This is a genomic window from Pseudomonas sp. H3_E07 (genome assembly GCF_054668895.1).
Genome location: NZ_CP162795.1, coordinates 1,385,971 through 1,409,835, shown reverse-complemented (window position 1 = coordinate 1,409,835; position 23,865 = coordinate 1,385,971). Strand labels below are relative to the sequence as shown.

The following is a 23,865-nucleotide window of genomic DNA, read 5'->3' as shown; positions in this document are numbered from 1 at the left end:
TGGCTTTGCTGATCGGTCCATTTTTTCATTAGTCTGGAGTGAGCCTATATGGCGGGTATAAACGGAGTATCGGGTGTAGGAAACATGGGCAATGGTGGGAATGTCGGTGGGGGTGCCTCATCAGGCCAAGGCCTCGATCAGCAGATCCAGGACGTCCAAAGTAAAATCAAAGATATGCAGTCACAAGGTGCTAAAGGTGGTCAGGGTAGCCAGGGCGGAGGTGAGCTCGACGAACTGATGAAACTACTGGAAAAGCTGCTTAAGCAAAAAAATGATCAAGGTGCACAGGGCGCGCAAGGTGATCAAGGCGCCCAAGATGGTCAAGGTAGCGGCCAGGGACAGGGCCAGATCCAAATGCCGGAGACCCAGGGCACCGGTAAGGTCGGTGGTTGAACGGCACCTCTCAAAAACCGCCCTTTCGGGGCGGTTTTTTCGTGCTGATCAGCTATTCAGCCTGTAGCGACGTGGGGGGCGTAATACAGGCTGCCGCATGTCATGCAACTGAAATGGAAATGTCTGGAACCGCTTCGACTTAAATGCCACATAAAATGCTGAAACCTACATAGATTGGGTCGAGGATGAAAATACACATTCCTGTGTTGGAAAACATGTTGACCATGGCAAGGCAGCATGTAGCGCTGGAACAGGAAGCCGCTCGCAGGTACAAGCGCGATCAACGGGTGGATGAGCAGGCGGGCGCGAAGATTGAAATGCCAGCCGAGGACACGAACCGCACTATTCAGTTTGATGAGCCGAAAAAAAACCCACCGTGAGGTGGGTTTTTTAAACCAATGCCAATCAATCAGTTAGCAACGGAAGACCGTGGCTTGACCGGCTGGTTGTCGTTGGAGATAGTCACTTCAACGCGACGGTTCATGGCTCGGCCCGACACGCTGCCGTTGTCGGCAACCGGGTATTCCTTGCCGTAGCCCTGGGTCACGATGCGCGAGATATCCACGCCTTGTTGAGCCAGTGCGCGTTGTACCGAAGCCGCACGACGCTCGGACAGGCTCTGGTTGTACGAATCGGAACCGGTGCTGTCGGTGTAGCCTTCGACGATCACTTTGCGATCCGGGTTGTCGCGCAGGAACTGAGCCAGTTTGGTGATGTTCACCAGGCCGCTGGATTTCAGGTCAGACTTGTTGGTGGCGAACAGCACGTCACCGAAGGTCACCAGCGTACCGCGATCGGTCTGCTTGGCGTTCAGGCTGTCCTGCAGTTGCTTGATCTGCGCATCGCGGGCATCCAGCAAGGCGCGGGCACGCTCGTCGCCAGCGTTTTTCAGCTTGGCTTCGGATTCACGCAGCACGATGGTGTCTTTGGCCACTTCAACGCGCTGGTTGGTCAGGTAAGCCAGTTGGTCGACTTTCTTCTCGTCTTCCTTGTCGCGGTAGGCCTTGTCAGCCTTGTCCAGCCATTCGCTGGCGTCCTTGGTTTCCAGGGCCGCGAGCTTAGTGGCTTGCGGGTTGGTCTGCAGGGACGAGAAGTTGGTCCGTGCATTTTCCAGGTTCGCGTTTGGCGGGGTGGAGCAGGCCGCCAGTGCAACGCTCATCGCCAGCAGGGCAGGGATCATCAATTGTTTACGCATAGTCGTGTCGTCCTTTCAATTCGATATCAGGTGCGATTTGGTCACAGGAAGCGTCTTACTTCTGCTGGATAGCAGCCGGACGCATGCCTTCCTTACGCAACTCATCAACAGCCTTCTGGGAATCCTTCACAGCCTGTTCAGCCTTGGCGGCTTGAGCCTTGCGTTCTGCGACGCGAGCGTCCCACTCGGCTTGTTCAGCCAACTGGCGAGCTTTGTCGTAGTTCTTGTCGTGCATGGCAATTTCGGCTTCTTTGAGCTTGTCCTGGGCCGACTTCATTTCCACAGCCGCGTACTCAGTGCCGCCAGCGCTGACGGCGCTGTTCACGGCGGACTGGGTGACCGCGTACTGCTCGGTCGGAGGGTTGCCGGCGCAGCCCGCCAGGACGAAGCTGGTGCCGATTGCCAGCGCGGCCAATTTAAGCCCGCGCAGGTGGTTAAACGAGGATTTGGCAGTGCTGGTCTTCATCGTCTTCAACTCCATTGGATAACTCCTGAAAAACATTAAAATCCATGTCACTGGTCTGCGGCGGCGGGGCTGGCACTGGTGCACAAATTGCCCTTTAAAACGACCGTTCCAAGTGATGGCTTACTGGCTGTGACCGGAGGCTTTTTTCAAAAGTTCAGAGAAGATGGCGATTTGCCTAAAAAAATATCTGACTGATTGGTCAGCATAAAAAATTGGAACTTCTGCGTTGCGCAGTGGTACGCCGGGCCCGTCAGGAGCCCGGAATACAGGGGTTTGGTAAGGGTGTCAGTGTTTCTGTTCGTCAGTGCTCGCCGACAAATCATGCAGATAGCGGCGCGACAGCGTCAGAAAACGTGGGGTAGGGCCGACGTCCTCGTACAGCGGATCGCCTTCTTCATCGGTGGCAATCACCTGCTGGCCCTTGATGTAAGGGAAGCTGGCTTCCAGCTCTTCAAGGGCGGCACCGATCAACTCACCGAGCAATTCTTCAGGGTGGCGTTTGGGGTACATCTCGGTAATGGCCGCCAGCCGCGCGGCGGACTCCATATCCAGATGGATGGCGTATTCGGTCTTGGTCAGGCGACCCTTGGCGTTCTCTTCCCAGTGCTGGGCCAGTTCTCGAATTTTCATGGCAACCTCAATGAAGCCCGCGTTTAGCAGGCGGTGATGAGTGTCCAGTCGCCTGCGTGGATAAACGCGACGACTTAACCTTGAGACTAGCCGCAACTCACAAGGTTTAAAGTCTTGTCATAAATTGATGCTGGCGGCACTCTGGCAAACCTGCGCGTCCCGGATTTCTGGCTGGAGATTGGCTGATGAGTGATATCGATGCACGCTTGCGTGAGGATGTTCACCTGCTGGGTGAGCTGTTGGGCAACACCATTCGAGAGCAGTACGGCGATGATTTCCTCGACAAGATCGAGCAGATCCGCAAAGGCGCCAAGGCGGACCGTCGGGGGGCCGGGGATGAGCTGAGCACCCGCCTCAACCAGTTGCAGGAAAATGAACTGTTGCCGGTAGCACGGGCGTTCAACCAGTTTCTCAACCTGGCCAACATCGCCGAGCAGTACCAACTGATCCACCGGCGTGATGAGTCCCAGCCGGCACCGTTCGAGTCCCGCGTATTGCCCGAGTTGCTGGCGCGCCTGCAAAGCGAAGGCCACAGCAACGAATCTCTGGCCCGCCAGTTGGGGCGCCTGGAGATCGAACTGGTGCTCACCGCTCACCCTACCGAAGTGGCGCGTCGCACCCTGATCCAGAAATACGATGCCATCGCCGCCCAACTGGCGGCGCAAGATCACCGCGACCTCACCACCGCAGAGCGCGAGCAGATCCGCCAGCGCCTGCAACGCTTGATCGCCGAGGCCTGGCACACCGAAGAAATCCGCCGCACCCGGCCTACGCCGGTGGACGAAGCCAAGTGGGGCTTTGCGGTGATCGAGCATTCGCTGTGGCACGCGATACCCAATTATCTGCGCAAGGCCGATCAGGCGCTGCATGCCGCCACCGGTTTGCGCTTGCCCCTGGAAGCCGCGCCGATCCGCTTTGCCTCGTGGATGGGCGGCGACCGTGACGGCAACCCGAATGTCACGGCGCCGGTCACCCGTGAAGTCTTACTGTTGGCGCGTTGGATGGCTGCCGACCTCTACCTGCGCGATATCGACCACTTGGCCTCCGAGCTGTCGATGCAGCAAGCCAGCCCGGCGTTGCAGGCCAAGGTCGGTGATAGCGTCGAACCTTATCGCGCCTTGCTCAAGCAACTGCGCGAGCGCCTGCGGGCGACGCGCCAATGGGCGCACACCGCGTTGAGCAGCAGTACCCCGGCGCCGGCCGACGTATTGCAGAACAACCGTGACCTGCTGGAGCCGCTGGAGCTGTGCTATCACTCGCTACACGCGTGCGGCATGGGGGTGATTGCCGATGGCCCGTTGCTCGACTGCCTGCGTCGGGCGGTGACGTTCGGGCTGTTCCTGGTGCGTCTGGATGTGCGTCAGGATTCCAGTCGCCATTCGGCCGCCATGACGGAAATCACCGATTACCTCGGCCTGGGTCGGTACGAGGACTGGGACGAAGAGGCCCGTATCAGTTTCCTGATGAAGGAACTGGCTAACCGTAGACCCCTGCTGCCGGGCTATTTCAAGCCGTCGGCGGACACTGCCGAGGTGCTCAACACCTGTAAGGAAATCGCCGCCGCACCGGCTGCATCGTTGGGCTCTTATGTCATCTCCATGGCCGGCGCTGCCTCGGACGTGCTTGCAGTGCAACTGTTGCTTAAAGAGTCGGGCGTGCAACGGCCGATGCGTGTGGTGCCACTGTTCGAAACCCTGGCCGACCTGGATAACGCCGGCCCGGTGATCGAGCAACTGTTGCTGTTGCCGGGCTATCGCGCGCGTTTGCAGGGGCCGCAGGAAGTGATGATCGGCTACTCGGACTCGGCCAAGGACGCCGGCACTACCGCGGCAGCCTGGGCACAGTACCGCGCGCAGGAACGGCTGGTGGATATCTGCCGCGAGCAGCAGGTGGAGCTGCTGTTGTTCCACGGTCGGGGCGGCACCGTTGGCCGTGGCGGCGGCCCGGCCCACGCTGCGATCCTGTCGCAGCCACCGGGTTCGGTGGCGGGGCGGTTCCGCACCACCGAACAGGGCGAGATGATCCGCTTCAAGTTCGGCCTGCCGGATATCGCCGAGCAGAACCTCAATCTCTATCTGGCTGCGGTATTGGAAGCGACCCTGCTGCCACCACCGCCGCCAGAGCCGGCCTGGCGCCATTTGATGGATGAATTGGCGGCAGACGGTGTCAGCGCTTACCGCGCCGTGGTGCGGGAAAATCCGCAGTTCGTCGAGTATTTCCGCCAATCCACGCCGGAACAGGAGCTGGGTCGCTTGCCTCTGGGCAGTCGCCCGGCCAAACGCCGTGCGGGTGGAATTGAAAGCTTGCGTGCGATTCCCTGGATCTTCGGCTGGACCCAGACTCGCCTGATGCTGCCGGCCTGGCTCGGGTGGGAGGCGGCGCTGAGCAAGGCGCTGGAACGCGGAGAAGGCGAGCTGCTGGGGCAGATGCGCGAGCAGTGGCCGTTCTTCCGTACCCGCATCGACATGTTGGAAATGGTGCTGGCCAAAGCCGATGCCGATATCGCCCGCCTGTATGACGAGCGCCTGGTGCAGCCGGACCTGCTGCCATTGGGTGCACATCTGCGCGACCTATTGTCGCAGGCGTGCAGCGTGGTGCTTGGCCTGACCGGCCAGTCGCAACTGTTGGCCCATAGCCCGGACACCCTGGAGTTCATCCGATTGCGCAACACCTACCTTGACCCCTTGCACTTGCTGCAGGCCGAGTTGCTGGCGCGCTCACGCCAGCAGGAAGCGGCACAGGACAGCCCTCTGGAACAGGCGCTGCTGGTCTCCGTGGCCGGTATCGCCGCTGGTTTGCGTAACACTGGCTAGGGTTTTTTGCGTGTTCTCAATAGCTTGCAGATAAACCACGGCGGCCGCCCTGAAACGGGCGGCCGGCGTTTATGGGGCCGGGTTGCACCCAGGCACACCCTACCTATGACGTAAGCGCTGCGCGGGTTCCTGCGACTTTTGGCGGCTTGTGTGGTTAAGGCCTGCTGTGTATCTTGATCAGCCTTTGGCCGTTTGGGCGGCCCGAATTCTATTTTTACGAGCCACACTTCTACGAGATTTGCCCCCACGCGGCGAATCCGAGCGTCATCTCTATATAAAAAATTGAGGAGCACATCGATGCGCGTCATTCTGCTGGGAGCTCCCGGGGCCGGTAAAGGTACTCAGGCAAAGTTCATCACTGAAAAATTCGGCATTCCACAAATCTCCACCGGCGACATGCTGCGTGCGGCCGTCAAGGCTGGTACCGAGCTGGGCCTGATCGCCAAGAGCGTGATGGACAGCGGTGGCCTGGTTTCCGATGACTTGATCATCAACCTGGTCAAGGAACGCATCAGCCAGGAAGACTGCAAGAACGGTTTCCTGTTCGACGGCTTCCCACGCACCATTCCCCAGGCTGAAGCCCTGGTGAAGGCCGGCGTTGAGCTGGATGCCGTGGTTGAAATCGCGGTGGAAGATGAAGAAATCGTCCAGCGTATTGCCGGTCGTCGCGTTCACGAAGCCTCTGGCCGCGTGTATCACACCGTCTACAACCCGCCAAAGGTGGAAGGCAAGGACGATGTGACCGGCGAAGACCTGGTGCAGCGCAAGGACGACACCGAAGAAACCGTGCGTCATCGCCTGTCGGTCTACCATTCCCAGACCAAGCCGCTGGTGGATTTCTACCAGAAGCTGTCCGCCGCCCAGGGCAAGCCGAAGTACAGCCACATTCCTGGCGTCGGCTCGGTTGAAGCGATCACCGCCAAAGTGCTGCAAGCACTCAGCTGATCCCTCTGCCGGCTACACGGATAACGGCCCGCTTGCGGGCCGTTGTTGTTTATACTGGCGCACTTTTTTTCGACTTGGACACCTACACCGATGAGCACCCTGCTGGCCCTGGACACCGCGACTGAAGCTTGCTCCGTTGCCTTGCTGCACGATGGCAAGGTAACGAGCCACTACGAGGTGATCCCGCGCCTGCATGCGCAGAAGCTGTTGCCAATGATCAAGCAACTGCTGGAAGACGCCGGCACTACGCTGGCAGCGGTAGATGCCATCGCCTTCGGCCGTGGCCCGGGTGCGTTTACCGGTGTGCGTATCGCTATCGGCGTGGTGCAGGGCCTGGCGTTTGCCCTGGAGCGCCCGGTGCTGCCGGTGTCCAACCTTGCCATGCTGGCGCAGCGCGCCTTGCGTGAACACGGCGCCCAGCAGGTGGCAGCGGCCATCGATGCGCGTATGGATGAAGTCTATTGGGGCTGCTACCGCGAAACAGCGGGTGAAATGCGCCTGGTCGGTGTGGAAGCCGTGCAGGCACCGGAGTCATCGGTATTGCCTGTCGATGCCAGCGGCGACTGGTTCGGTGCTGGCACCGGCTGGGGTTATGGCGAGCGCATCGCTGTGCCGTTGGTGGGCCAGGATGCGGCGATGTTGCCCCACGCTGAAGACTTGTTGACCCTCGCGCGCTTCGCGTTCGAACGCGGCGAGGCGATTCCTGCAGACCAGGCTGCACCTGTGTACCTGCGCGATAAAGTGGCGCAGACCAAGGCCGAACGCGGGATTATTTGACGCCAAAAATGATGGCAGTTTGGGGCTAACTTCACCAATCGTCAGAATTTGCCCCCGATTTAAAACCTTTTTCAAATTATGTGTTCTAGTTATCACCAGAGCATTTGCGCACCACGGATGATGCTGCCAAAATGCCACTACTGATAGCGAGTTCGCGCCCATGCGTATTGATGGCTTTTCCTCACAGTCCTACCCGATCAAGCGCAAGCCGCGTAAGGCAAACGTCACGGTAGACGAGTCCGTCGAGGATTCGCCGGACTTCATCGAGGTCCAGTCCGACGCGCAGGCCAACGCTCAAGCACGCATCAGTGGTCTTCCCGCCCGTCAGCAAGACATGGTCTTCCCGCGCTCCATGAGCAAAAGCGTCGCCACCGCCCTGGCCAGCTACCTGACCACCGCCGGTTTTGTCGAATGGGATATGGAAGTGCTGGGCCTCGACATCCACATCTGATGCGTCTGCCTTACTACCTCGGTTGCCCGTCCTGGAGTGAAAACGCCTGGCGCGAGTACCTGTACCCCGCGGATGCCCGTTCCAGCGACTACCTTGCGCTTTACGCCCAGGTCTTCAACGCTGTTGAAGGCAACACCACGTTCTATGCCCGCCCATCGACCGCCACGGTGCAACGCTGGGCTGAGATCATGCCCGACGATTTCCGTTTCACGGCCAAGTTTCCCGGTGATATCAGCCACAGCGGCAACCTGATTGAACAGCTACCGGCTGCGGAAAGCTTTGTGGGCTTGATGAGCCCATTGGGTGAGCGCGTATCGCCGCTGTGGTTGCAGCTGCCCGCGACGTTCACACCGCAGCGTCTGGGGGAGTTGGCAGGTTTCATTGATGGTTTGGAGCGGCCCCTGGCGGTGGAAGTACGCCATCAGGCGTTCTTCGCCAAAGGCGACGCGGAGCGCATGCTTAACCGCTTGTTACGGGATCGGGGCGTGGAGCGTATCTGCCTGGACCCGCGCGCGTTGTTCAGTTGCACCTCTACATCGGCTGCCGTACTGCACGCCCAGTCGAAAAAACCCAAGGTGCCCCCCCGGCCGGCGGCACTGACGCAGTTTCCTCAGGTGCGTTTTATCGGTCATCCCGAACTGGAAGCCAACGATCCGTTTCTGGTGCCTTGGGTGGAAAAAGTCGCAGGTTGGATCGAAGAAGGCCGCACCCCCTACGTATTCCTGCACACCTCGGATAACCGCCTCGCCGCCCAACTGGCCCTGCGTTTTCATGACCAGTTGATGGCGCGTCTGCCCGGTCTGCCAGCCTTACCTGTGCTGGATCGTGCCCCCGCCGTGGAGCAACTGGGGTTACTCTAGGGCTCCTTTCCCCGCCAGGAGCCAGACATGGATGCCCAAACCCTTCGCGCCGAAACCTTCAAGGCCCTGCATGAGCGTGACCGTGCGTTCGTGATGCCCAACCCGTGGGATGCAGGCTCTGCCGTGATGCTGGCCAGCCTGGGGTTCGAAGCCCTCGCCACCACCAGTGCGGGCTACGCGTTCAGCCTGGCGCGCCCGGATGCGGAAGGGGCGTTGTCCCTGGAAGACACCCTGATCAATGCCAGCATGATTGCCAAGGCCACGGCGTTGCCGGTATCGGCGGATCTGGAGAACGGCTTCAGCGACACCCCGAAAGGCTGCGCCCAGACCATCCTGCGTGCCGCTGCCACCGGTATCGTCGGCGGTTCCATCGAAGACGCGACGGGCATTGCCGCTGACCCGATCTATCCTTTCGACCTGTCCGTGGAGCGCGTCGAAGCTGCGGTGGCCGCCGCGCGTAGCTTGCCATTTCCCTTTACCCTGACCGCCCGCGCGGAAAATCTCCTGCATGGTCGCCTGGATTTACCCGACACCATCCGCCGCCTGCAAGCCTACGCCGAAGCCGGTGCCGACGTGCTGTATGCGCCGGCCCTGCGCAGTGCCGAGGAAGTGCTGGCGGTGGTCAAGGCGGTGGCGCCCAAACCGGTGAACGTATTGATGTCCGGCGGCTTGAACCTCAGCGTCGCGCAGCTCAGCGCGATGGGTGTGCGGCGCATCAGCGTCGGCTCGGCCCTGGCGTTGGCTGCCTATGGTGAGTTCTATCGCGCAGCCCAGGAAGTGTACGAACTGGGCACGTTCACCTTCACTGAGCGCAAGATGCCGTTCAGCCAGGCCAACCAATTCTTCAAGGGCTAAGGGGTGAGTTTTTTCAAAGTGACAGGCGTGTTGCTGATCCTGGCCGGCGCCTGTGCCGTTGGCGTTTGGCGTGGCTGGGTGCCGCTGCCGGCCGATTGGAACCCGTGGGCACCGTTGGATGTGCGCGCTAGCCCGAATCTGTTGACGCGCTACAAGCTGGGGCGTCTGCAGGATGACCCGGCGTTGTGCGACCAGGTGCTGGTAACCTCGGGCCTGCGCGTCAGCCATCAAGCCGATACGCCCGCCGATGCCGCGTGTCCGCTGCGCAATACCTTGCGCGTTCAGGGGGCGGCGGTTGGACTCAGCAGCAGTTTTCTCGCCAGTTGCCCGCTGGCGGTGGCATTCGCCCTGTTTGAGCGCCACAGCCTGCAACCGGCGGCCCAGGCCGTGTTCGGCCAGGCGGTGACGCGGGTCGATCATCTAGGCAGCTTTGCCTGCCGCAATATGTATAACCGCGCCGAAGGGCGACTCAGCCAGCATGCGTCGGCCAATGCCCTGGACATTGCCGGTTTCCGCCTGGCGGACGGTCGCACTGTCAGCGTGCTCAGGGATTGGCCGGGGGAGGGGGAGAAGGCGCGGTTCTTGCGAGAGGTCCGCGATAGCGCCTGCGATGATTTCAACGTGGTACTGAGCCCGGACTACAACGCCGCGCACCGCAACCATTTTCATCTGGATATGGGGCGTTGGTGGGTGTGTCGCTGAGTGTCAGGCGGCCAGACGCAGGTTTTGGGTGACCAGCGGGCGAGCCCAGTAGTAGTCGAAGTCCAGCGCCTTTTGTTGCGCAACCAGTTCTTCGGTCGGGTACGGCGTGGCAGCGGGCGGCAGCAGGTCGAGTTCGAACTCGGCGATAGGCAGGTGCAGTGGGCGTGGCTCCGGCGCCGGGCCAGGCTCCGGCAATGGTTGGCCGGCGGTCAGCACGATCGGGCGCACCCAACCGCTTTCGAAGTTCTGCTGGCGCTGCTGGGCGACGATTTCTTCTTCAGGGAACGGCGGGGCGGCGGGTGGCAGCAAGTCGGTCTCGAGCTCGGCGATTGGCAGGAACAGCGGTTCCGGTGGGGCGATCTCGGTGTCTCTCACATCGCATTCGCGCTGGGTGAGGATCTGCGCCAACAGATCGGCGCCTTCGCTGGGCTCTACCGCTGGATCCGCCGGTACCGGCGCCTGCACAGCCAGCGCGTCCGGCGTATCGCCGAGCTGCTCGGCCAATGCACGGGCGAAGAAGTCCTGCCACACATGACTCACCCCGGCCAGCGCTTGAGTATTGCGCAGGCCGTAGTGGTTATGGGTCGGCAGTACACCGATGGTTAGGGGAAGAATGTCTGACATTTTTCTCGGTCGACGCTCAGCTCTGGCAAAATACCTGACTGTTGTTTTTATCGGCCGCTGTTTGCCGATCCTTAATATTTTTGAGCGTAGTGATTGATGAGCGAACAACCAGCGGCCAGCCGCATCCAGGTCGAGGCCTTGGGCGAAGGTTTCCAGGGCCGTGCCGAACAGTGGGCGTCACTGCTGGGTTTGCCGATGCACGTGGCGGATGCGGACTTTTCCTTGCAAGTGGGGGAGCACGGCCTACAGCTGCAACAGCTCGGGCCCGACGCGCCTGGACCGGTGCGGGTGGACTTTGTCGAAGGCGGGGCAGCGCACCGGCGCCTGTACGGTGGTGGTAGCGGGCAGATGATCGCCAAGGCCGTGGGCATCGCCCAAGGCGTGCGCCCCAGGGTGCTGGACGCCACAGCCGGCCTGGGCAAGGACGCTTTTGTGCTGGCCAGCTTGGGCTGCGAGATGAGCCTGATCGAGCGCCAACCGTTGATCGGCGCCTTGCTCGAAGATGGTTTGGCGCGTGGCGCGGATGATTTTGAGGTGGCACCGATTGTGGCGCGCATGAAGTTGCTCAAGGGCAACTCCATCGACGTGATGCTCAACTGGGAAGGCGAGCCGCCCCAGGTGATCTACCTCGACCCGATGTTCCCGCACCGTGAGAAAACCGCCCTGGTGAAGAAGGAAATGCGCCTGTTCCGACCGCTGGTGGGCGATGATCCGGACGCGCCGGCGCTGTTGGCTGCGGCCCTGGCCCTGGCCAGCCACCGCGTGGTGGTGAAGCGCCCGCGCAAGGCACCGTGCATTGACGGGCCCAAGCCGAGCCATGCGCTGGATGGCAAGTCCAGCCGGTATGACATCTACCCCAAGAAAGCCCTCAAACCCTGAAGCTGCTTTAGGTTTGAGGCCCTCATCGCCGCATAGATGTCTACACACTTGTCGGTGTGGCGCTGGGCCCGTGGCGAGGGAGCTTGCTCCCATGACGGCCTGATAGTCGCCCGAGCCCTATCAGGTGTAAATCGGTCGAAAATGTGGGGGCTGGCTTGCCTGCGATGAGGCCCTTAAGGTCAATGAAAATTCAGGGCCGATAAGCCCGCATAAACAACCCCACCACGTCCTGCACATGGGCTTCGGCAGCTTCTTCGCTCAGTTGCCCGCCGCAGCCATACAGCAAGCAAAAGTTCGCCGTGCCCTTGAGCAGGCAGAAGAAGTGCTCGGCTGCCGTGAACGGTTTGTCGATGCTCAGGGCGCCGCTCTGGTCGATTTTGCCAAGCAGGCGCTCCATGCCTTGCAACATGCGCATCGGGCCCGCCTCGAAGAAGATCTGCGAGAGTTTCACGTCCTGATTGCCAGTGGTCATCATCAGGCGATGCAGGTTGACCGACTCCTCGCTGTTGATCAGGCGGTGGAACCCCCGCGCGATATTCAGCAACACAGTCTCCACGGGCATGCCCGCAGGCAACTCGAAGTACATCACCGGCAGTTGTTCTTCGCACTTGGCCACCACCGCGGCGGTGAACAAGGTCTCTTTATCGTTGAAGTGGCTGTACACGGTCAGTTTCGACACGCCGGCCTCAAGGGCCACGGCATCCATGCTGGTACTGGCGTAGCCATTGCTCAAAAACAGGATTTTCGCCGCTTCGAGGATTGCCTGGCGTTTTGCCATGTCCTTGGGACGCCCGGGGCTATTGGTGTTCACAGGATTGTCGGACATTTTCACCTTTAATACTGGACTGGTGAGTTTGGTATTAATAACATACCCGCCAGTATAATTATTCTTAGCTCCATTTGCGAAAGGTCCTACAGCATGCGCAGTACTTTCCTGCCCTTTGCGTTGCCTGTCAGTCTGGTCTTCCTGTTGGCCGGATGCGGCCATGAAGAAGCGGCCCAGACCACCATCCGTCCGGCCATGGTGGTGCAGCCACAGCCTTCTTCACAGTCGATGGACAGCTACCCCGGTGAAGTGCGCGCCCGTTATGAACCGGACCTGGCCTTTCGCATCGGTGGCAAAGTCAGCAAGCGGTTAGTGGAAGAGGGCGAGCGGGTCAAGGCCAACCAGGCGCTGGCCGAACTCGACCCGCAAGATGTGCGCCTGCAACTGGAAGCCACCCGTGCCCAAGTCGCCGCCGCCGAGGCCAACCTGAGCCTGGTGCGCGCCGAGCGTGACCGCTACAAGACCCTGATGGACCGTCAGATGGTCAGCCGCTCCCAGTACGACAATTCCGAAAATCTCTACCGAGCCGGTGTTGCTCGTCTCAAGCAGATCAAGGCCGAGTTCGACGTGGCCAGCAACCAGGCCGGCTATGCGGTGCTGCGTGCGCCACAGGATGGGGTGGTGGCCAAGCGTGCGGTAGAAGTTGGCCAGGTGGTGTCCGCCGGCCAGACCGTGTTTACCTTGGCGACCGATGGCGAGCGCGAAGTGCTGATCAGCCTGCCGGAGCAGGGTTTTGGCCGTTTCAAGATCGGCCAGCCGGTGTCGGTCGAGCTGTGGAGCCAGCCTGACCAGCGCTTCACCGGCCGCATTCGTGAACTGTCACCGGCCGCCGATCCAAAGTCGCGTACGTTTGCTGCCCGCGTGGCATTCACCGGCGGCAAAGTCCCGGCGGAACTGGGCCAGAGCGCACGTGTATTCATACAGGTCGACGGCGATATTCCTCTCTCGGTCCCACTGTCGGCTCTCAGTGCGGAGAACGGTGCGTCCTACGTCTGGCGTGTGCAGCCCGACAATACCCTTAAGCGCACACCGGTACGCATCGGTGCTTTCGGTGAAAAAACCGTACCGGTACTGGAAGGGTTAAGCCCTACGGATTGGGTCATTGCTGCGGGTGTGCATGTGCTCCACGAGGGCCAGCAGGTGCGCCCGGTGGATCGCTCCAACCGTGTGGTGAATCTGGCGGCCAAGGAGTAGTCCCCGATGGGTTTCAATCTTTCCGAATGGGCGTTGCGTAATCGCCAGATCGTTCTGTTCCTGATGATCCTGCTGGCAGTGGTTGGCACCTTGTCCTACTCCAAGCTGGGACAAAGCGAAGACCCGCCGTTCACCTTCAAGGCCATGGTGATCAAGACCAATTGGCCTGGCGCCACGGCCCAGGAAGTGTCGCGGCAAGTCACCGAGCGCATCGAGAAAAAACTCATGGAAACCGGTGAGTACGAGCGCATCGTCTCGTTCTCGCGCCCCGGCGAATCCCAGGTCACCTTTATCGCCCGTGACTCCATGCATTCAGCGCAGATTCCTGAGCTGTGGTACCAGGTGCGCAAGAAGATCAGCGATATCCGCCAGACCTTGCCGCCGGATATCCAGGGGCCGTTTTTCAATGATGAGTTCGGCACCACCTTCGGCAATATCTATGCCCTGACCGGCGACGGCTTTGACTACGCCGTACTCAAGGACTACGCCGACCGTATCCAGATTCAGCTGCAGCGCGTGGCGGATGTGGGCAAGGTCGAGCTGCTAGGCCTACAGGACGAAAAAATCTGGATCGAACTGTCCAACCTCAAGCTGGCGACCCTCGGTTTACCGCTGGCGGCAGTCCAGCAGGCGTTGCAGGAGCAGAATGCTGTTTCCACGGCCGGTTTCTTTGAAACCCCGAGCGAACGTGTGCAACTGCGCGTGTCGGGTAACTTCAAGACGGTGGAAGAAATCCGCAACTTCCCGATTCGCGTGGGCGACCGTACCTTCCGCATCGGCGACGTAGCCGACATCCACCGCGGCTTCAACGACCCACCGGCACCGCGCATGCGCTACATGGGGGCAGACGCGATCGGTCTGGCCGTGGCCATGCGTGATGGCGGCGACATTCTGGTGTTGGGTAAAGCCCTGGAAGGTGAATTCGCACGCCTGCAGAAGAACCTTCCGGCCGGCATGGAGCTGCGCAAGGTGTCAGACCAACCGGCAGCGGTGAAAACCAGCGTCGGCGAATTCGTGCAAGTGCTGGCCGAAGCACTGGCCATCGTGTTGCTGGTGAGCTTCTTCTCCCTCGGTGTGCGTACCGGCATGGTAGTGGCCCTGGCGATTCCGCTGGTGCTGGCGATGACGTTTGCCACCATGTACTACCTCGGCATCGGCTTGCACAAGATTTCCCTCGGCGCTCTGGTGCTGGCGTTGGGTTTGTTGGTGGACGACGCGATCATCGCCGTGGAAATGATGGCGATCAAAATGGAGCAAGGTTACGACCGGCTCAAGGCCGCGAGTTTCGCCTGGACCAGCACCGCGTTCCCGATGCTCACCGGTACGCTGATCACCGCAGCGGGCTTCCTGCCGATTGCCACCGCGCAATCGAGCACTGGCGAATACACCCGTTCGATCTTTCAGGTAGTGACCATTGCGTTGCTCGCCTCCTGGGTGGCTGCGGTGGTGTTCGTGCCCTACCTGGGGGAAAAGCTCCTGCCGGACCTGGCGAAGATTCATGCGGCCAAGCACGGCACCGATGGGCCGGATCCCTACGGCACACCCTTCTATCAGCGCGTAAGACGCATGGTGGAGTGGTGCGTGCGCCGGCGCAAAACCGTGATCGTCCTCACCCTGCTGCTGTTTATCGGCTCGGTGGCGCTGTTCCGTTTTGTGCCGCAGCAGTTCTTCCCGGCATCTGGCCGTCTGGAGCTGATGGTGGATCTGAAGCTGGCGGAAGGCGCCTCCCTGAGCAACACCGCCGACCAGGTCAAGCGCCTGGAAGCCTTGCTCAAGGAACACGCGGGCATCGACAACTACGTGGCCTACGTCGGCACCGGTTCGCCGCGTTTCTACTTGCCGCTGGACCAACAACTGCCGGCCGCCAGCTTTGCCCAGTTTGTCGTGCTGGCCAAAACCATCGAGGAGCGCGAAAGCCTGCGCACCTGGCTGATCCAAACCCTGAACGAACAGTTCCCTGACCTGCGCTCACGGGTCACACGCCTGGAGAACGGCCCGCCTGTGGGCTATCCGGTGCAGTTCCGCGTGACTGGCGAACATATCGAGGAAGTCCGCGCCCTGGCTCGGAAAGTCGCGGTGAAGGTTCGCGAAAATCCCCACGTGGCCAACGTGCACCTCGACTGGGAAGAGCCGAGCAAGATCGTCTACCTCAATATCGATCAGGACCGCGCCCGCGCCCTCGGCGTGAGCACGGCCAACCTGTCGAAATTCCTGCAGAGCTCGTTGACCGGTTCCAGCGTCAGCCAGTACCGCGAGGACAACGAGTTGATCGAAATCCTCCTGCGCGGCACCGTGCATGAACGCACCGAACTGTCGTTGCTGCCCAGCCTGGCGGTGCCGACCGACAATGGCAAAAGCGTAGCACTGTCGCAGATCGCCACCCTCGAATACGGTTTTGAAGAAGGCATCATCTGGCACCGCAACCGTCTGCCCACGGTGACCATTCGCGCGGACATCTATGGCAAGGAGCAGCCGGCGACGCTGGTCCAGCAGATCCTGCCGACCCTTGAAGGCGTGCGTGCTGAACTGCCGGATGGTTACCTGCTGGATGTCGGCGGTACGGTGGAAGATTCCGCCCGTGGCCAGAACTCGGTCAAAGCCGGCGTGCCATTGTTTATCGTGGTGGTGCTGACCCTGTTGATGCTGCAACTGCGCAGTTTCTCACGCACTGCGATGGTGTTCCTGACAGCGCCGCTGGGCCTGATTGGCGTGACGCTGTTCCTGCTGGTATTCCGCCAGCCGTTCGGCTTCGTGGCCATGCTGGGCACCATCGCGCTGTCCGGGATGATCATGCGCAACTCGGTGATTCTGGTCGACCAGATCGAACAGGACATCAAGGCGGGCCTGGCGCCCTGGCAGGCGATTATCGAAGCCACGGTCCGACGCTTCCGCCCGATTGTGCTGACAGCCCTCGCAGCAGTGCTGGCCATGATCCCACTGTCACGCAGTGTGTTCTTCGGGCCAATGGCCGTGGCCATCATGGGCGGTCTGATTGTGGCGACGGCGCTGACGCTGTTGTTTTTGCCGGCCTTGTACGCAGCATGGTTCCGGGTCAAACCACAGGCTGGGTAAAGAGTTGTCGTAGGGTTTTTCACAAAGGGGATGCGGAGGCGGGAACGCTTCCAAGGTGTGGGGCCACTCATTGATTACCTGATTGTCAGGTCTTTCGCCAATCAGGGTTCACGCCTGTTGGTGGACGCTTCAATTCAATGATTCAAGGAGTGCTTATGGGAATGCTTAATATCAATATCAGCGCGTCTAAGTCGAGCTGGGGTTGTAATCCTTGCGGGCCTAGCAAGCCTGAACCTGCCAAGCCTACCAACCCTTGCAAGGATCCTTGCAAGGACTCTTGCAAGCCCAACAAGAGTATGACCATAGGCTTCGGTGTGATGCCCCTAGGCATGATCGCATTCGGTGGTTTTGGTTTAGGAAAGTTCTTCTGATCGTAGAAGAACTGCTTGGAACCGGGCAGGTGAGCCCCCCACACCTGCCTGGATTCATTCCCGGTTTTACAGTGCGCCGAAGACTTTCTTCGCCAGGCTGGTCGCGGCGGCCGCAGGGTTCTCGCGAATGGTTTCTTCCTGCTTTGCAATCATCTTGAACAACCCATCCAGCGCCTGTTCGGTCACGTAGTTTTCGACGTTGGCGCTCTTGGCGTCCACTGCGCCAAAGGCAGCGGCTTTGCCGGCCAGGGCATTGTATTGCTGGGCGACGCCGACCTTGTCGGTCGCGGCCTTGACGATCGGCAAGAACTTGGCGCGGATCTGTTCGCGGCTGCTTTTGTTCAGGTACTGGGTGGCCGAGTCCTGGCCACCACTGAGGATGCCCTTGGCGTCAGTCACGCTCATGTTCTTTACGGCGTTGACCAGGATCGGCTGGGCCTGGGTCACGGCGGTTTCGGCGGCCTTGTTCATGCTGGTTTCCAACTGGGTCACCTGGTCACCCATGCCGAACATTTTCAGTTTGTCGGCGACTTTGCCCAGCTTGCCAGGCAGACCGATCTTCACTTCCGGGTTGTTGCTGAAACCACCCGGTACGCCCAGTTGCTTCACGGCGATCTGCGCGCCTTGGGTCAGGGCGTCCTTGAGGCCGCCACTGGCGTCGCCCTGGGACAGGCTGCTCAAGTCCAGGGCCATGGCGTTGGCACCGAGCAGCAGGCCGGCACACAGGGCAGTAAAACGAAGGGAGTTACGGAGCATGGGCGCTTCCTTTTTTAATCTGGCTTAAGTTCTGGAGACTATCAGTGGGCGACAGCATCAACCCGCAGGCGCAGGGGTTGCGCGTCTTGGCCATTGAGCTGCACAGCGTGCCGTTCGGTGGTGATAAACAGTAGCTTGCCATCCACTTCGATGCGAGCGCTCACCGAATAAGTGTGGCCAGGTTTGACTTGCGCCGGGTCATAGCTCAGGTGAAACGGCAGCGGCACCTGGCCTTTGACCGGGCCTTTCTGCTCAGCCAGGGTCACGGCCGGCGCATCCATCAGCGACACGTCCTGCAGGCTGACGCTCAAGGTCGCGGTGGGCGGCAGGGCGATGCGTTGCAGATAGAACACTTCGCCGTCGAGGCTGGCTTTGGGGGCGGGGCTCATGGATTGGCAGGCTCCGAGCAGGGCAGTCAGGCCCAGGAGGATGATTTTTTTCATGGTGTTGCTCCTTTTCAACGGCGCCGGAATCCATCCGGCGCCTGTTTAAATCTAGCGGGTTTCTTCAGGTGCAGTGGCTTCGGGGTCGACGGGTGCCTCGGCGGCGCCGTCCACGCGATGCAATGCCACTTGGCGGATCGACAGGCGAATCTCCGCCGGCAGCACGCGTTTGGCCGCGCCTTCGGCCAGTTCGCCGAGCAGGTCGTGATAACTCAGTTTGCCGGCCTCGTCGCGGCGCAGCACATCTTGCTCCAGCAAGGTCTGGATGAAATGTCGGAAAAGGCTCTTGTCGAAGAATTCCGGGGCGTTGAGGCCATGCAGGATCGACAGGCGCTGGGCCATGATCGTGCACAGGTCTTCCAGTTCTTCGGCGCTGATGCTGTTCTGGCCGCTGTTGAGCAGCAGCGAAATCGCCATGTAGAAGCGTTGCAGGGTTTGCGCGATGGTTTTGGACAGCAGGGTCAACAGCACAAAATGCCGCGAACTCGGCGCCGGGCGCAGGTACACGTTGTTCTCGAAGCGCAGCAGCCCTTGCTCGACAAAGGCCTCCAGCCATTGGTCGATCACCGTGTCCAGCTCTTCCAGCGACCAGCGAATGAACAGTTCCGATTGCAGGTACGGGTACAGCGCGTGGGTGTAACGCAGGATCTGCTCGCGGCTCATCCGCGAGCTGCTCTGGAAGAAGCTCGCCAGCAGCGCCGGCAGGGCAAAGATGTGCAGCACGTTGTTGCGGTAATAGGTCATCAGGACGGCATTCTGCTCGTCCAGGTACAGAATCTTGCCCAGGGCGTCGCTCTGCTCCGACAGCAGGTCCATGTCCTTGACGTGCTTGATCAGCGCCAGACCATCGCCGTCGGGCAGGGTGGTGTGGGGCGAGTAGGGCACGCGGCGCAGCAGCGCCAGGTACAGGTCCAGTTGGCGCGCCATTGCTTGTTCGTCCAGGGCCAGGCGGGTGGTGGACAGCAATGCCAGGGCCACCAGGTTGACCGGGTTTACCGCCGCGGCTTCGTTCAAGTGGCGTGCCACTTGTTCGCCGAGGCGGTTGGTGGTTTCGTTTAGCCAGGCCGGTTTGTAGTTCGGGGCCAGGTCCTGGGCGCGCCAGCCCGGTTGTTCGCTGTCGAGGAATTCGGCCAGCTTGATCGGTTCGCCGAAGTTGACCGCAACCTGACCAAAACGCTGCTTGAGCGCGCCTACTACCTTGAAGATGTCGAAGATCGACTCTTTCTTCTTGCTCGCACCGCGTAGCTCGCCCAGGTAGGTGCGGCCTTCCAGTACGCGCTCATAACCGATGTAAACCGGCACAAATACGATGGGCATGCGCGAAGAACGCAAGAAGCTGCGCAGGGTGATCGCCAGCATTCCGGTCTTTGGTTGCAGCATGCGCCCGGTGCGCGAACGGCCGCCTTCGACGAAGTACTCCACCGGGAAGCCCTTGGTGAACAAGGTGTGCAGGTATTCGTTGAACACTGAGGTGTACAGCGGGTTGCCCTTGAAGGTGCGGCGCATGAAAAACGCACCGCCACGGCGCAGCAGGCTGCCGATCACCGGCATGTTCAGGTTGATGCCGGCGGCGATGTGCGGTGGGGTCAGGCCATTCTTGAACAGCAGGTAGGACAGCAACAGGTAGTCGATGTGGCTGCGGTGGCACGGTACGTAGATCACCTCATAACCCTGGGCAACCTTTTGCACACCCTCGATGTTGTTGACCTTGATGCCGTCGTAGATCTTGTTCCAGAACCAGCTCAGCACCACTTCGAGGAAGCGGATCGCGGTGTAGGTGTAGTCCGAGGCGATTTCGTTGCCGTAGCGCAGGGCCTGGGCCTTGGCTTTTTCCGGGCTGATCTTCTCCCGTTCGGCCTCATCGGCAATGGCCTGGCGCACCAGCGGCATGTTGACCAAGCCCTTCACCAGGTTGCGGCGGTGTGACAAATCGGGACCGATCACCGCCGTCTTCAGGTTACGAAAGTGCACGCGCAGGATGCGTTGGGCCATGCGCACGGTACGTTCGTGGCCTTTATTGTGCTCGATCAATTCACGCAGGTTGATAGGCGCGGAGAATTGCACCCGAGTCTTGCGACCCAGGATCAGGATGCTTAACAAGCGGCGTAGACGCCCGGTGACCGCCCAGCTGTCGGCAAACAACAGCTTCCACGGGCTGGACTCGCTCTCGGGGGATTGGCCCCAGAACACGCTGACCGGAATGATTTGTGCATTCTCTTCTGCGTGCTCGGTGAGGGTGCCGACCAAACGGGTCAGTGTGGGCGGCGCGCCGCGCTTGTCCTGGCGGCCGAGCCAGTCCGGCTCCGGCGTCAGGTAGAAGAACGCCGCGGGTTCCATCAACGGGCCGACCGAGACCGGCAGCACCGGGCGCGGCAGGCCGGCCTTGGTGCACTCGGCATCGACCACGGCCAATTCGGTGAGGGAGGGTGATTGCAGGACATAGAACACCGGCCGGCTGCGGTCCAGGTTAAGGGTCAGGGACGACTGGTTGATCGTCTCCGAGCGGACCCAGAGGTACAACAGTCGGCGCAAGGTGCCGAACACTAGACGGCGAAACGGGGAACGGGTCATAGGCGTGCTGCTTCAAGTGGAAAAAACCGAGCAGGCGCTCGGGCGAGTAGTGTGCCGTATTCGCCGAAAATCGGCAAAAAAGCAGCGATGTAAACTTGAGTTGATCGTTTTTGAGCCTGTCTTATACTCGGCAGTTCAATGCGAGCGGCTCAACAATAAAAATGCATGTGGGAGTAAGACAGATGGCAACGCGTGAAACCGGCAATGTGAAGTGGTTCAACGATGCAAAGGGCTATGGGTTTATCCAGCGCGAAGACGGTAAGGACGTGTTTGTGCACTACCGCGCCATTCGCGGCGAAGGCCATCGCTCCCTGGCCGAGGGCCAGCAGGTGGAATACGCCGTGGTGACCGGCGAGAAGGGGTTGCAGGCGGAGGATGTGGTCGGTCTATAAAGCCCCTGGCTGGGTAACCCAACCAACTGTGGGAGCTGGCTTGCCTGCGATGCAGACACCTCGGTCTATTCAGTAAGACCGTAGTGATGCCATCGCAGGCAAGCCAGCTCCCACAGTTTGATTGGGTTCACCATTCAGGATCAGGCAGTTTTCCAGGTGATCTGTTCTTCACCGTCTTCGCTGATCCGAATCCAGGTGTCAGCGCTTTCCTCACCTTCTTCCTCAACCCAGGTCCCCGGTGCACAACGCACTTCCACGTTCAGCGCAACAAATGCAGCGCGGGCGCAGGCGATGTCGTCGTCCCATGGGGTCTGGTCGCTTTCCAGGTACAGGCTGTTCCATTTGCCGACGGCTTTCGGCAGCCAGGTGACAGGCACGTTGCCGGCCTTGCATTTGTAGGTCTGGCCTTTCTGGACCCAGTCGGAGCACGGACCCAGGGCGGCGCCCAGCCAGGCGGCGATGGCCTTGTGGTCGACGTCGGCGTCCTTGAGGTAAATCTCGATATCGGGTTGGCGCATGGATGTTCCTCGTTGCGGGATTCGAAAATCCATTCGCGGATACTGGAAAGTTATTTATTGAAGCACGAAATAGTCGTAGCGCATCGACACAGTGACCACCAGCGGCTCGGCCGCCTCGATCACCTGTGCGCGGCGCTCGGCGCTGGCACGCCAGCCGTGCGGGGTCATGGCCAGCAGGTTGGCGCGGTCCTGGGGCTCGGCCAGGCTCAGGGTGAACGCCAACGTCTCGCTGTGCGCCAGGCTCATACCGTCCGGCACCAGGGCCAAGTGTTTGTCGTCGGTGTACTCACGCACTTCGTCGTACAGACGCTCGCGCAGCTCCATCAGGTGGCCGCTGGTCGGGCCGACTTTCATCAAGCCGCCGCCGGGGCTGAGCAGGCGCTTGGCCTCTTCCCAGTCCAGTGGGCTGAACACGCTGGCGAGGAACTGGCAACTGCCTGACGCCAACGGCACACGGGCCATGCTGGCGATCAACCAGGTCAGCGCCGGGTTGCGCTTGCAGGCACGCTTGACCGCTTCCTTGGAGATATCCAGTGCATAGCCGTCGGCGTGGGGCAAGGCGTCGGCGATCTGCGCGGTGTAGTAACCCTCGCCACAGCCGATGTCGACCCAGCGCGCCGGCGCACGTTCAGCGGCCAGCTCGGCCAGGCGCTGGGCCACTGGCGCGTAGTGCCCGGCGTTGAGGAAGTCGCGGCGCGCTTCCACCATCGCCAGGTTATCGCCGGGGTCGCGGCTGTTCTTGTGCTGCACCGGCAACAGGTTCAGGTAACCCTGGCGTGCGCGGTCGAAACGATGCCCTGCCGGGCACGCCACACCATTGTCCACCGCGTTCAGCGGTGCGCTGCAAATGGGGCAGGCCAGCATCAGGCGAGCAACTTGATCAGGGTCTGGTAGTAGATTTCGGTCAGCACATCGAGGTCGCTGGCGAGGATGCGTTCATTGACCTGGTGGATCGTCGCGTTGACCGGGCCCAGCTCGACCACTTGGGTGCCCAATGTGGCGATGAATCGCCCATCGGAGGTACCGCCGCTGGTGGACGCCTGGGTTTCGCGACCGGTGATCGCCTTGATGCTGGCCGACACGGCATCCAGTAGCGCACCCGGTTCGGTGAGGAACGGCAGGCCCGACAGCGCCCACTCCACGTGCCAGTCCAGGCCGTGTTTGTCGAGAATCTCGGCAACCCGCTGCTGCAGGCCTTCGACGGTGGATTCGGTGGAGAAGCGGAAGTTGAACACCGCCTTCAGGTCACCGGGGATCACGTTGGTCGCGCCGGTGCCGGAATTGAGGTTGGAGATCTGGAAGCTGGTGGGTGGGAAGAAGGCGTTGCCGTCATCCCAGTGCTCGGCGGCCAATTCGGCCAGGGCCGGCGCCGCCAAGTGGATCGGGTTCTTCGCCAGGTGCGGGTAGGCCACGTGGCCTTGGACACCGCGTACCGTCAGCGTGGCACCGAGGGAGCCGCGACGACCGTTCTTGACCACATCGCCCACCAGTGTGGTGCTCGACGGTTCGCCAACGATGCACCAGTCCAGGCGCTCCTTGCGTGCGGCCAGGCGTTCGATCACGGCCTTGGTGCCGTGGTGCGCCGGACCTTCTTCATCGCTGGTGATCAGGAAAGCCACCGAGCCCTTGTGGTCCGGGTAATCGGTGACGAAACGTTCAGCCGCCACCAACATGGCCGCCAGGCTGCCTTTCATGTCCGCCGCGCCACGCCCGCAGAGCATGCCGTTTTCATCGATCAGCGCGTCGAACGGATCGTTCTGCCACGCCTGCACCGGGCCGGTCGGTACCACGTCGGTGTGGCCGGCAAAACACAGCACCGGGCCATCGTGTTTGCCATGGGTGGCCCAGAAGTTGTCCACGTCCTCGATGCGCATCGGTTCCAGCGCAAAACCGGCGTCGCCCAGGCGCTGCATCATCAGCTTCTGGCAATCGGCGTCGATCGGCGTCACGGAGGGGCGACGGATCAGGTCGATGGCAAGTTGAAGGGTCGGCGAAAGGTCGGCATGGGCCGTCATGGGGAAACTCCGGAAAGCGTGTAATGGGCGCAGGACGAATGTGGAATACAACCTGTGAAGTGGCGCAGAGCCAGGTGGGAGCTGGCTTGCCTGCGATGCAGACACCTCGGTCTATCA

General features: G+C 61.0%; 24 protein-coding genes. 13 read left to right on the top strand and 11 right to left on the bottom strand.

Annotation, left to right across the window (positions count from 1 at the left end):
• Nucleotides 1-48: 48 nt before the first annotated feature.
• Entirely contained in the window at nt 49-393 is a 345-nt protein-coding gene (locus AB4O08_RS06425; protein ID WP_010212624.1) for a hypothetical protein, read from the top strand.
• Nucleotides 394-578: 185 nt separating this feature from the next.
• Complete coding sequence (locus AB4O08_RS06420; protein ID WP_460114758.1) at nt 579-773, top strand: hypothetical protein; 195 nt, start codon at nt 579-581, stop codon at nt 771-773.
• 29 nt (nt 774-802) lie between these two features.
• On the opposite strand, the gene AB4O08_RS06415 is transcribed toward AB4O08_RS06420, so the two are convergent.
• The 3 genes from AB4O08_RS06415 to AB4O08_RS06405 form a co-directional block, all read right to left on the bottom strand.
• Nucleotides 803-1,588, bottom strand: coding sequence for an OmpA family protein (locus tag AB4O08_RS06415; protein ID WP_010212622.1), 786 nt, complete (start codon nt 1,586-1,588; stop codon nt 803-805).
• Nucleotides 1,589-1,643: 55 nt separating this feature from the next.
• Entirely contained in the window at nt 1,644-2,069 is a 426-nt protein-coding gene (locus AB4O08_RS06410) for a DUF4398 domain-containing protein (RefSeq protein WP_010212621.1), read from the bottom strand.
• Between the two features lie 270 nt (nt 2,070-2,339).
• Nucleotides 2,340-2,684, bottom strand: coding sequence for a hypothetical protein (locus tag AB4O08_RS06405; RefSeq protein ID WP_010212620.1), 345 nt, complete (start codon nt 2,682-2,684; stop codon nt 2,340-2,342).
• A 185-nt stretch (nt 2,685-2,869) separates the two neighbouring features.
• Here AB4O08_RS06405 and ppc point away from each other — a divergent pair, with 185 nt between their 5' ends.
• From ppc to AB4O08_RS06370, 7 genes are all read left to right on the top strand, one after another.
• Entirely contained in the window at nt 2,870-5,497 is a 2,628-nt protein-coding gene (gene ppc / locus AB4O08_RS06400) for a phosphoenolpyruvate carboxylase (RefSeq protein ID WP_042571737.1), read from the top strand.
• A 297-nt stretch (nt 5,498-5,794) separates the two neighbouring features.
• Nucleotides 5,795-6,442 (top strand): adenylate kinase, encoded by a 648-nt coding sequence (adk, locus tag AB4O08_RS06395; protein ID WP_010212617.1) that lies wholly within the window; start codon nt 5,795-5,797, stop codon nt 6,440-6,442.
• A gap of 90 nt (nt 6,443-6,532) precedes the next feature.
• Entirely contained in the window at nt 6,533-7,219 is a 687-nt protein-coding gene (tsaB, locus tag AB4O08_RS06390; RefSeq protein ID WP_042571738.1) for a tRNA (adenosine(37)-N6)-threonylcarbamoyltransferase complex dimerization subunit type 1 TsaB, read from the top strand.
• Nucleotides 7,220-7,379: 160 nt separating this feature from the next.
• Nucleotides 7,380-7,670 carry a hypothetical protein gene (locus tag AB4O08_RS06385; RefSeq protein WP_016979856.1) on the top strand — a complete coding sequence of 97 codons (291 nt, stop codon included), beginning with the start codon at nt 7,380-7,382 and terminating at the stop codon, nt 7,668-7,670.
• The gene (locus AB4O08_RS06380) at nt 7,670-8,530 is read left to right on the top strand and encodes a DUF72 domain-containing protein (protein WP_042571740.1); all 861 of its coding nucleotides are present in this window, start codon (nt 7,670-7,672) and stop codon (nt 8,528-8,530) included. Before AB4O08_RS06385 ends, AB4O08_RS06380 begins: the two co-directional genes overlap by 1 nt.
• Nucleotides 8,531-8,557: 27 nt before the next feature.
• A complete protein-coding gene (locus AB4O08_RS06375) occupies nt 8,558-9,385 on the top strand; it encodes an isocitrate lyase/PEP mutase family protein (protein ID WP_042571741.1) in 828 nt (275 codons plus the stop codon).
• 3 nt (nt 9,386-9,388) lie between these two features.
• Complete coding sequence (locus AB4O08_RS06370) at nt 9,389-10,087, top strand: extensin-like domain-containing protein (RefSeq protein WP_042571742.1); 699 nt, start codon at nt 9,389-9,391, stop codon at nt 10,085-10,087.
• Between the two features lie 3 nt (nt 10,088-10,090).
• Here the strand turns inward: AB4O08_RS06370 and AB4O08_RS06365 are convergent, their stop codons facing one another.
• A complete protein-coding gene (locus tag AB4O08_RS06365) occupies nt 10,091-10,711 on the bottom strand; it encodes a hypothetical protein (RefSeq protein WP_010212611.1) in 621 nt (206 codons plus the stop codon).
• A gap of 96 nt (nt 10,712-10,807) precedes the next feature.
• Here AB4O08_RS06365 and AB4O08_RS06360 point away from each other — a divergent pair, with 96 nt between their 5' ends.
• Nucleotides 10,808-11,590: a class I SAM-dependent methyltransferase gene (locus AB4O08_RS06360; RefSeq protein WP_021492440.1), complete on the top strand. Its 783-nt coding sequence runs from the start codon at nt 10,808-10,810 to the stop codon at nt 11,588-11,590.
• 190 nt (nt 11,591-11,780) lie between these two features.
• Here the strand turns inward: AB4O08_RS06360 and AB4O08_RS06355 are convergent, their stop codons facing one another.
• Nucleotides 11,781-12,416 carry a TetR/AcrR family transcriptional regulator gene (locus AB4O08_RS06355; RefSeq protein WP_010212608.1) on the bottom strand — a complete coding sequence of 212 codons (636 nt, stop codon included), beginning with the start codon at nt 12,414-12,416 and terminating at the stop codon, nt 11,781-11,783.
• Nucleotides 12,417-12,509: 93 nt separating this feature from the next.
• Between AB4O08_RS06355 and AB4O08_RS06350 the strand changes: the two genes are divergently transcribed.
• Both AB4O08_RS06350 and AB4O08_RS06345 read left to right on the top strand, forming a co-directional pair.
• Nucleotides 12,510-13,610 (top strand): efflux RND transporter periplasmic adaptor subunit, encoded by a 1,101-nt coding sequence (locus tag AB4O08_RS06350; RefSeq protein WP_021492439.1) that lies wholly within the window; start codon nt 12,510-12,512, stop codon nt 13,608-13,610.
• Between the two features lie 6 nt (nt 13,611-13,616).
• On the top strand, nt 13,617-16,682 hold the full coding sequence (locus AB4O08_RS06345) for an efflux RND transporter permease subunit (protein ID WP_010212605.1): 3,066 nt from the start codon (nt 13,617-13,619) through the stop codon (nt 16,680-16,682).
• Nucleotides 16,683-17,119: 437 nt separating this feature from the next.
• Here the strand turns inward: AB4O08_RS06345 and AB4O08_RS06340 are convergent, their stop codons facing one another.
• The 3 genes from AB4O08_RS06340 to plsB are packed head-to-tail and all read right to left on the bottom strand — an operon-like array spanning nt 17,120 to nt 20,823.
• Nucleotides 17,120-17,809 carry a DUF4197 domain-containing protein gene (locus AB4O08_RS06340; RefSeq protein ID WP_010212601.1) on the bottom strand — a complete coding sequence of 230 codons (690 nt, stop codon included), beginning with the start codon at nt 17,807-17,809 and terminating at the stop codon, nt 17,120-17,122.
• A gap of 41 nt (nt 17,810-17,850) precedes the next feature.
• A complete protein-coding gene (locus AB4O08_RS06335; RefSeq protein ID WP_176332289.1) occupies nt 17,851-18,252 on the bottom strand; it encodes a YbaY family lipoprotein in 402 nt (133 codons plus the stop codon).
• Between the two features lie 51 nt (nt 18,253-18,303).
• Nucleotides 18,304-20,823 (bottom strand): glycerol-3-phosphate 1-O-acyltransferase PlsB, encoded by a 2,520-nt coding sequence (gene plsB, locus AB4O08_RS06330; protein ID WP_021492436.1) that lies wholly within the window; start codon nt 20,821-20,823, stop codon nt 18,304-18,306.
• 182 nt (nt 20,824-21,005) lie between these two features.
• On the opposite strand from plsB, the gene AB4O08_RS06325 reads away from it, so the two are divergent.
• Nucleotides 21,006-21,215, top strand: a complete 210-nt coding sequence (locus AB4O08_RS06325) for a cold-shock protein (RefSeq protein ID WP_003219353.1) — start codon at nt 21,006-21,008, stop codon at nt 21,213-21,215.
• Nucleotides 21,216-21,355: 140 nt separating this feature from the next.
• Here AB4O08_RS06325 and AB4O08_RS06320 read toward each other — a convergent pair whose 3' ends face one another.
• From AB4O08_RS06320 to dapE, 3 genes are read right to left on the bottom strand one after another with little or no spacing between them, the layout of a single operon-like run.
• The gene (locus AB4O08_RS06320) at nt 21,356-21,733 is read right to left on the bottom strand and encodes a hypothetical protein (protein WP_010212596.1); all 378 of its coding nucleotides are present in this window, start codon (nt 21,731-21,733) and stop codon (nt 21,356-21,358) included.
• A gap of 54 nt (nt 21,734-21,787) precedes the next feature.
• The gene (locus AB4O08_RS06315) at nt 21,788-22,597 is read right to left on the bottom strand and encodes a putative RNA methyltransferase (protein WP_010212595.1); all 810 of its coding nucleotides are present in this window, start codon (nt 22,595-22,597) and stop codon (nt 21,788-21,790) included.
• Nucleotides 22,597-23,748: a succinyl-diaminopimelate desuccinylase gene (dapE, locus tag AB4O08_RS06310; protein WP_021492435.1), complete on the bottom strand. Its 1,152-nt coding sequence runs from the start codon at nt 23,746-23,748 to the stop codon at nt 22,597-22,599. Before dapE ends, AB4O08_RS06315 begins: the two co-directional genes overlap by 1 nt.
• Nucleotides 23,749-23,865 lie beyond the last annotated feature (117 nt).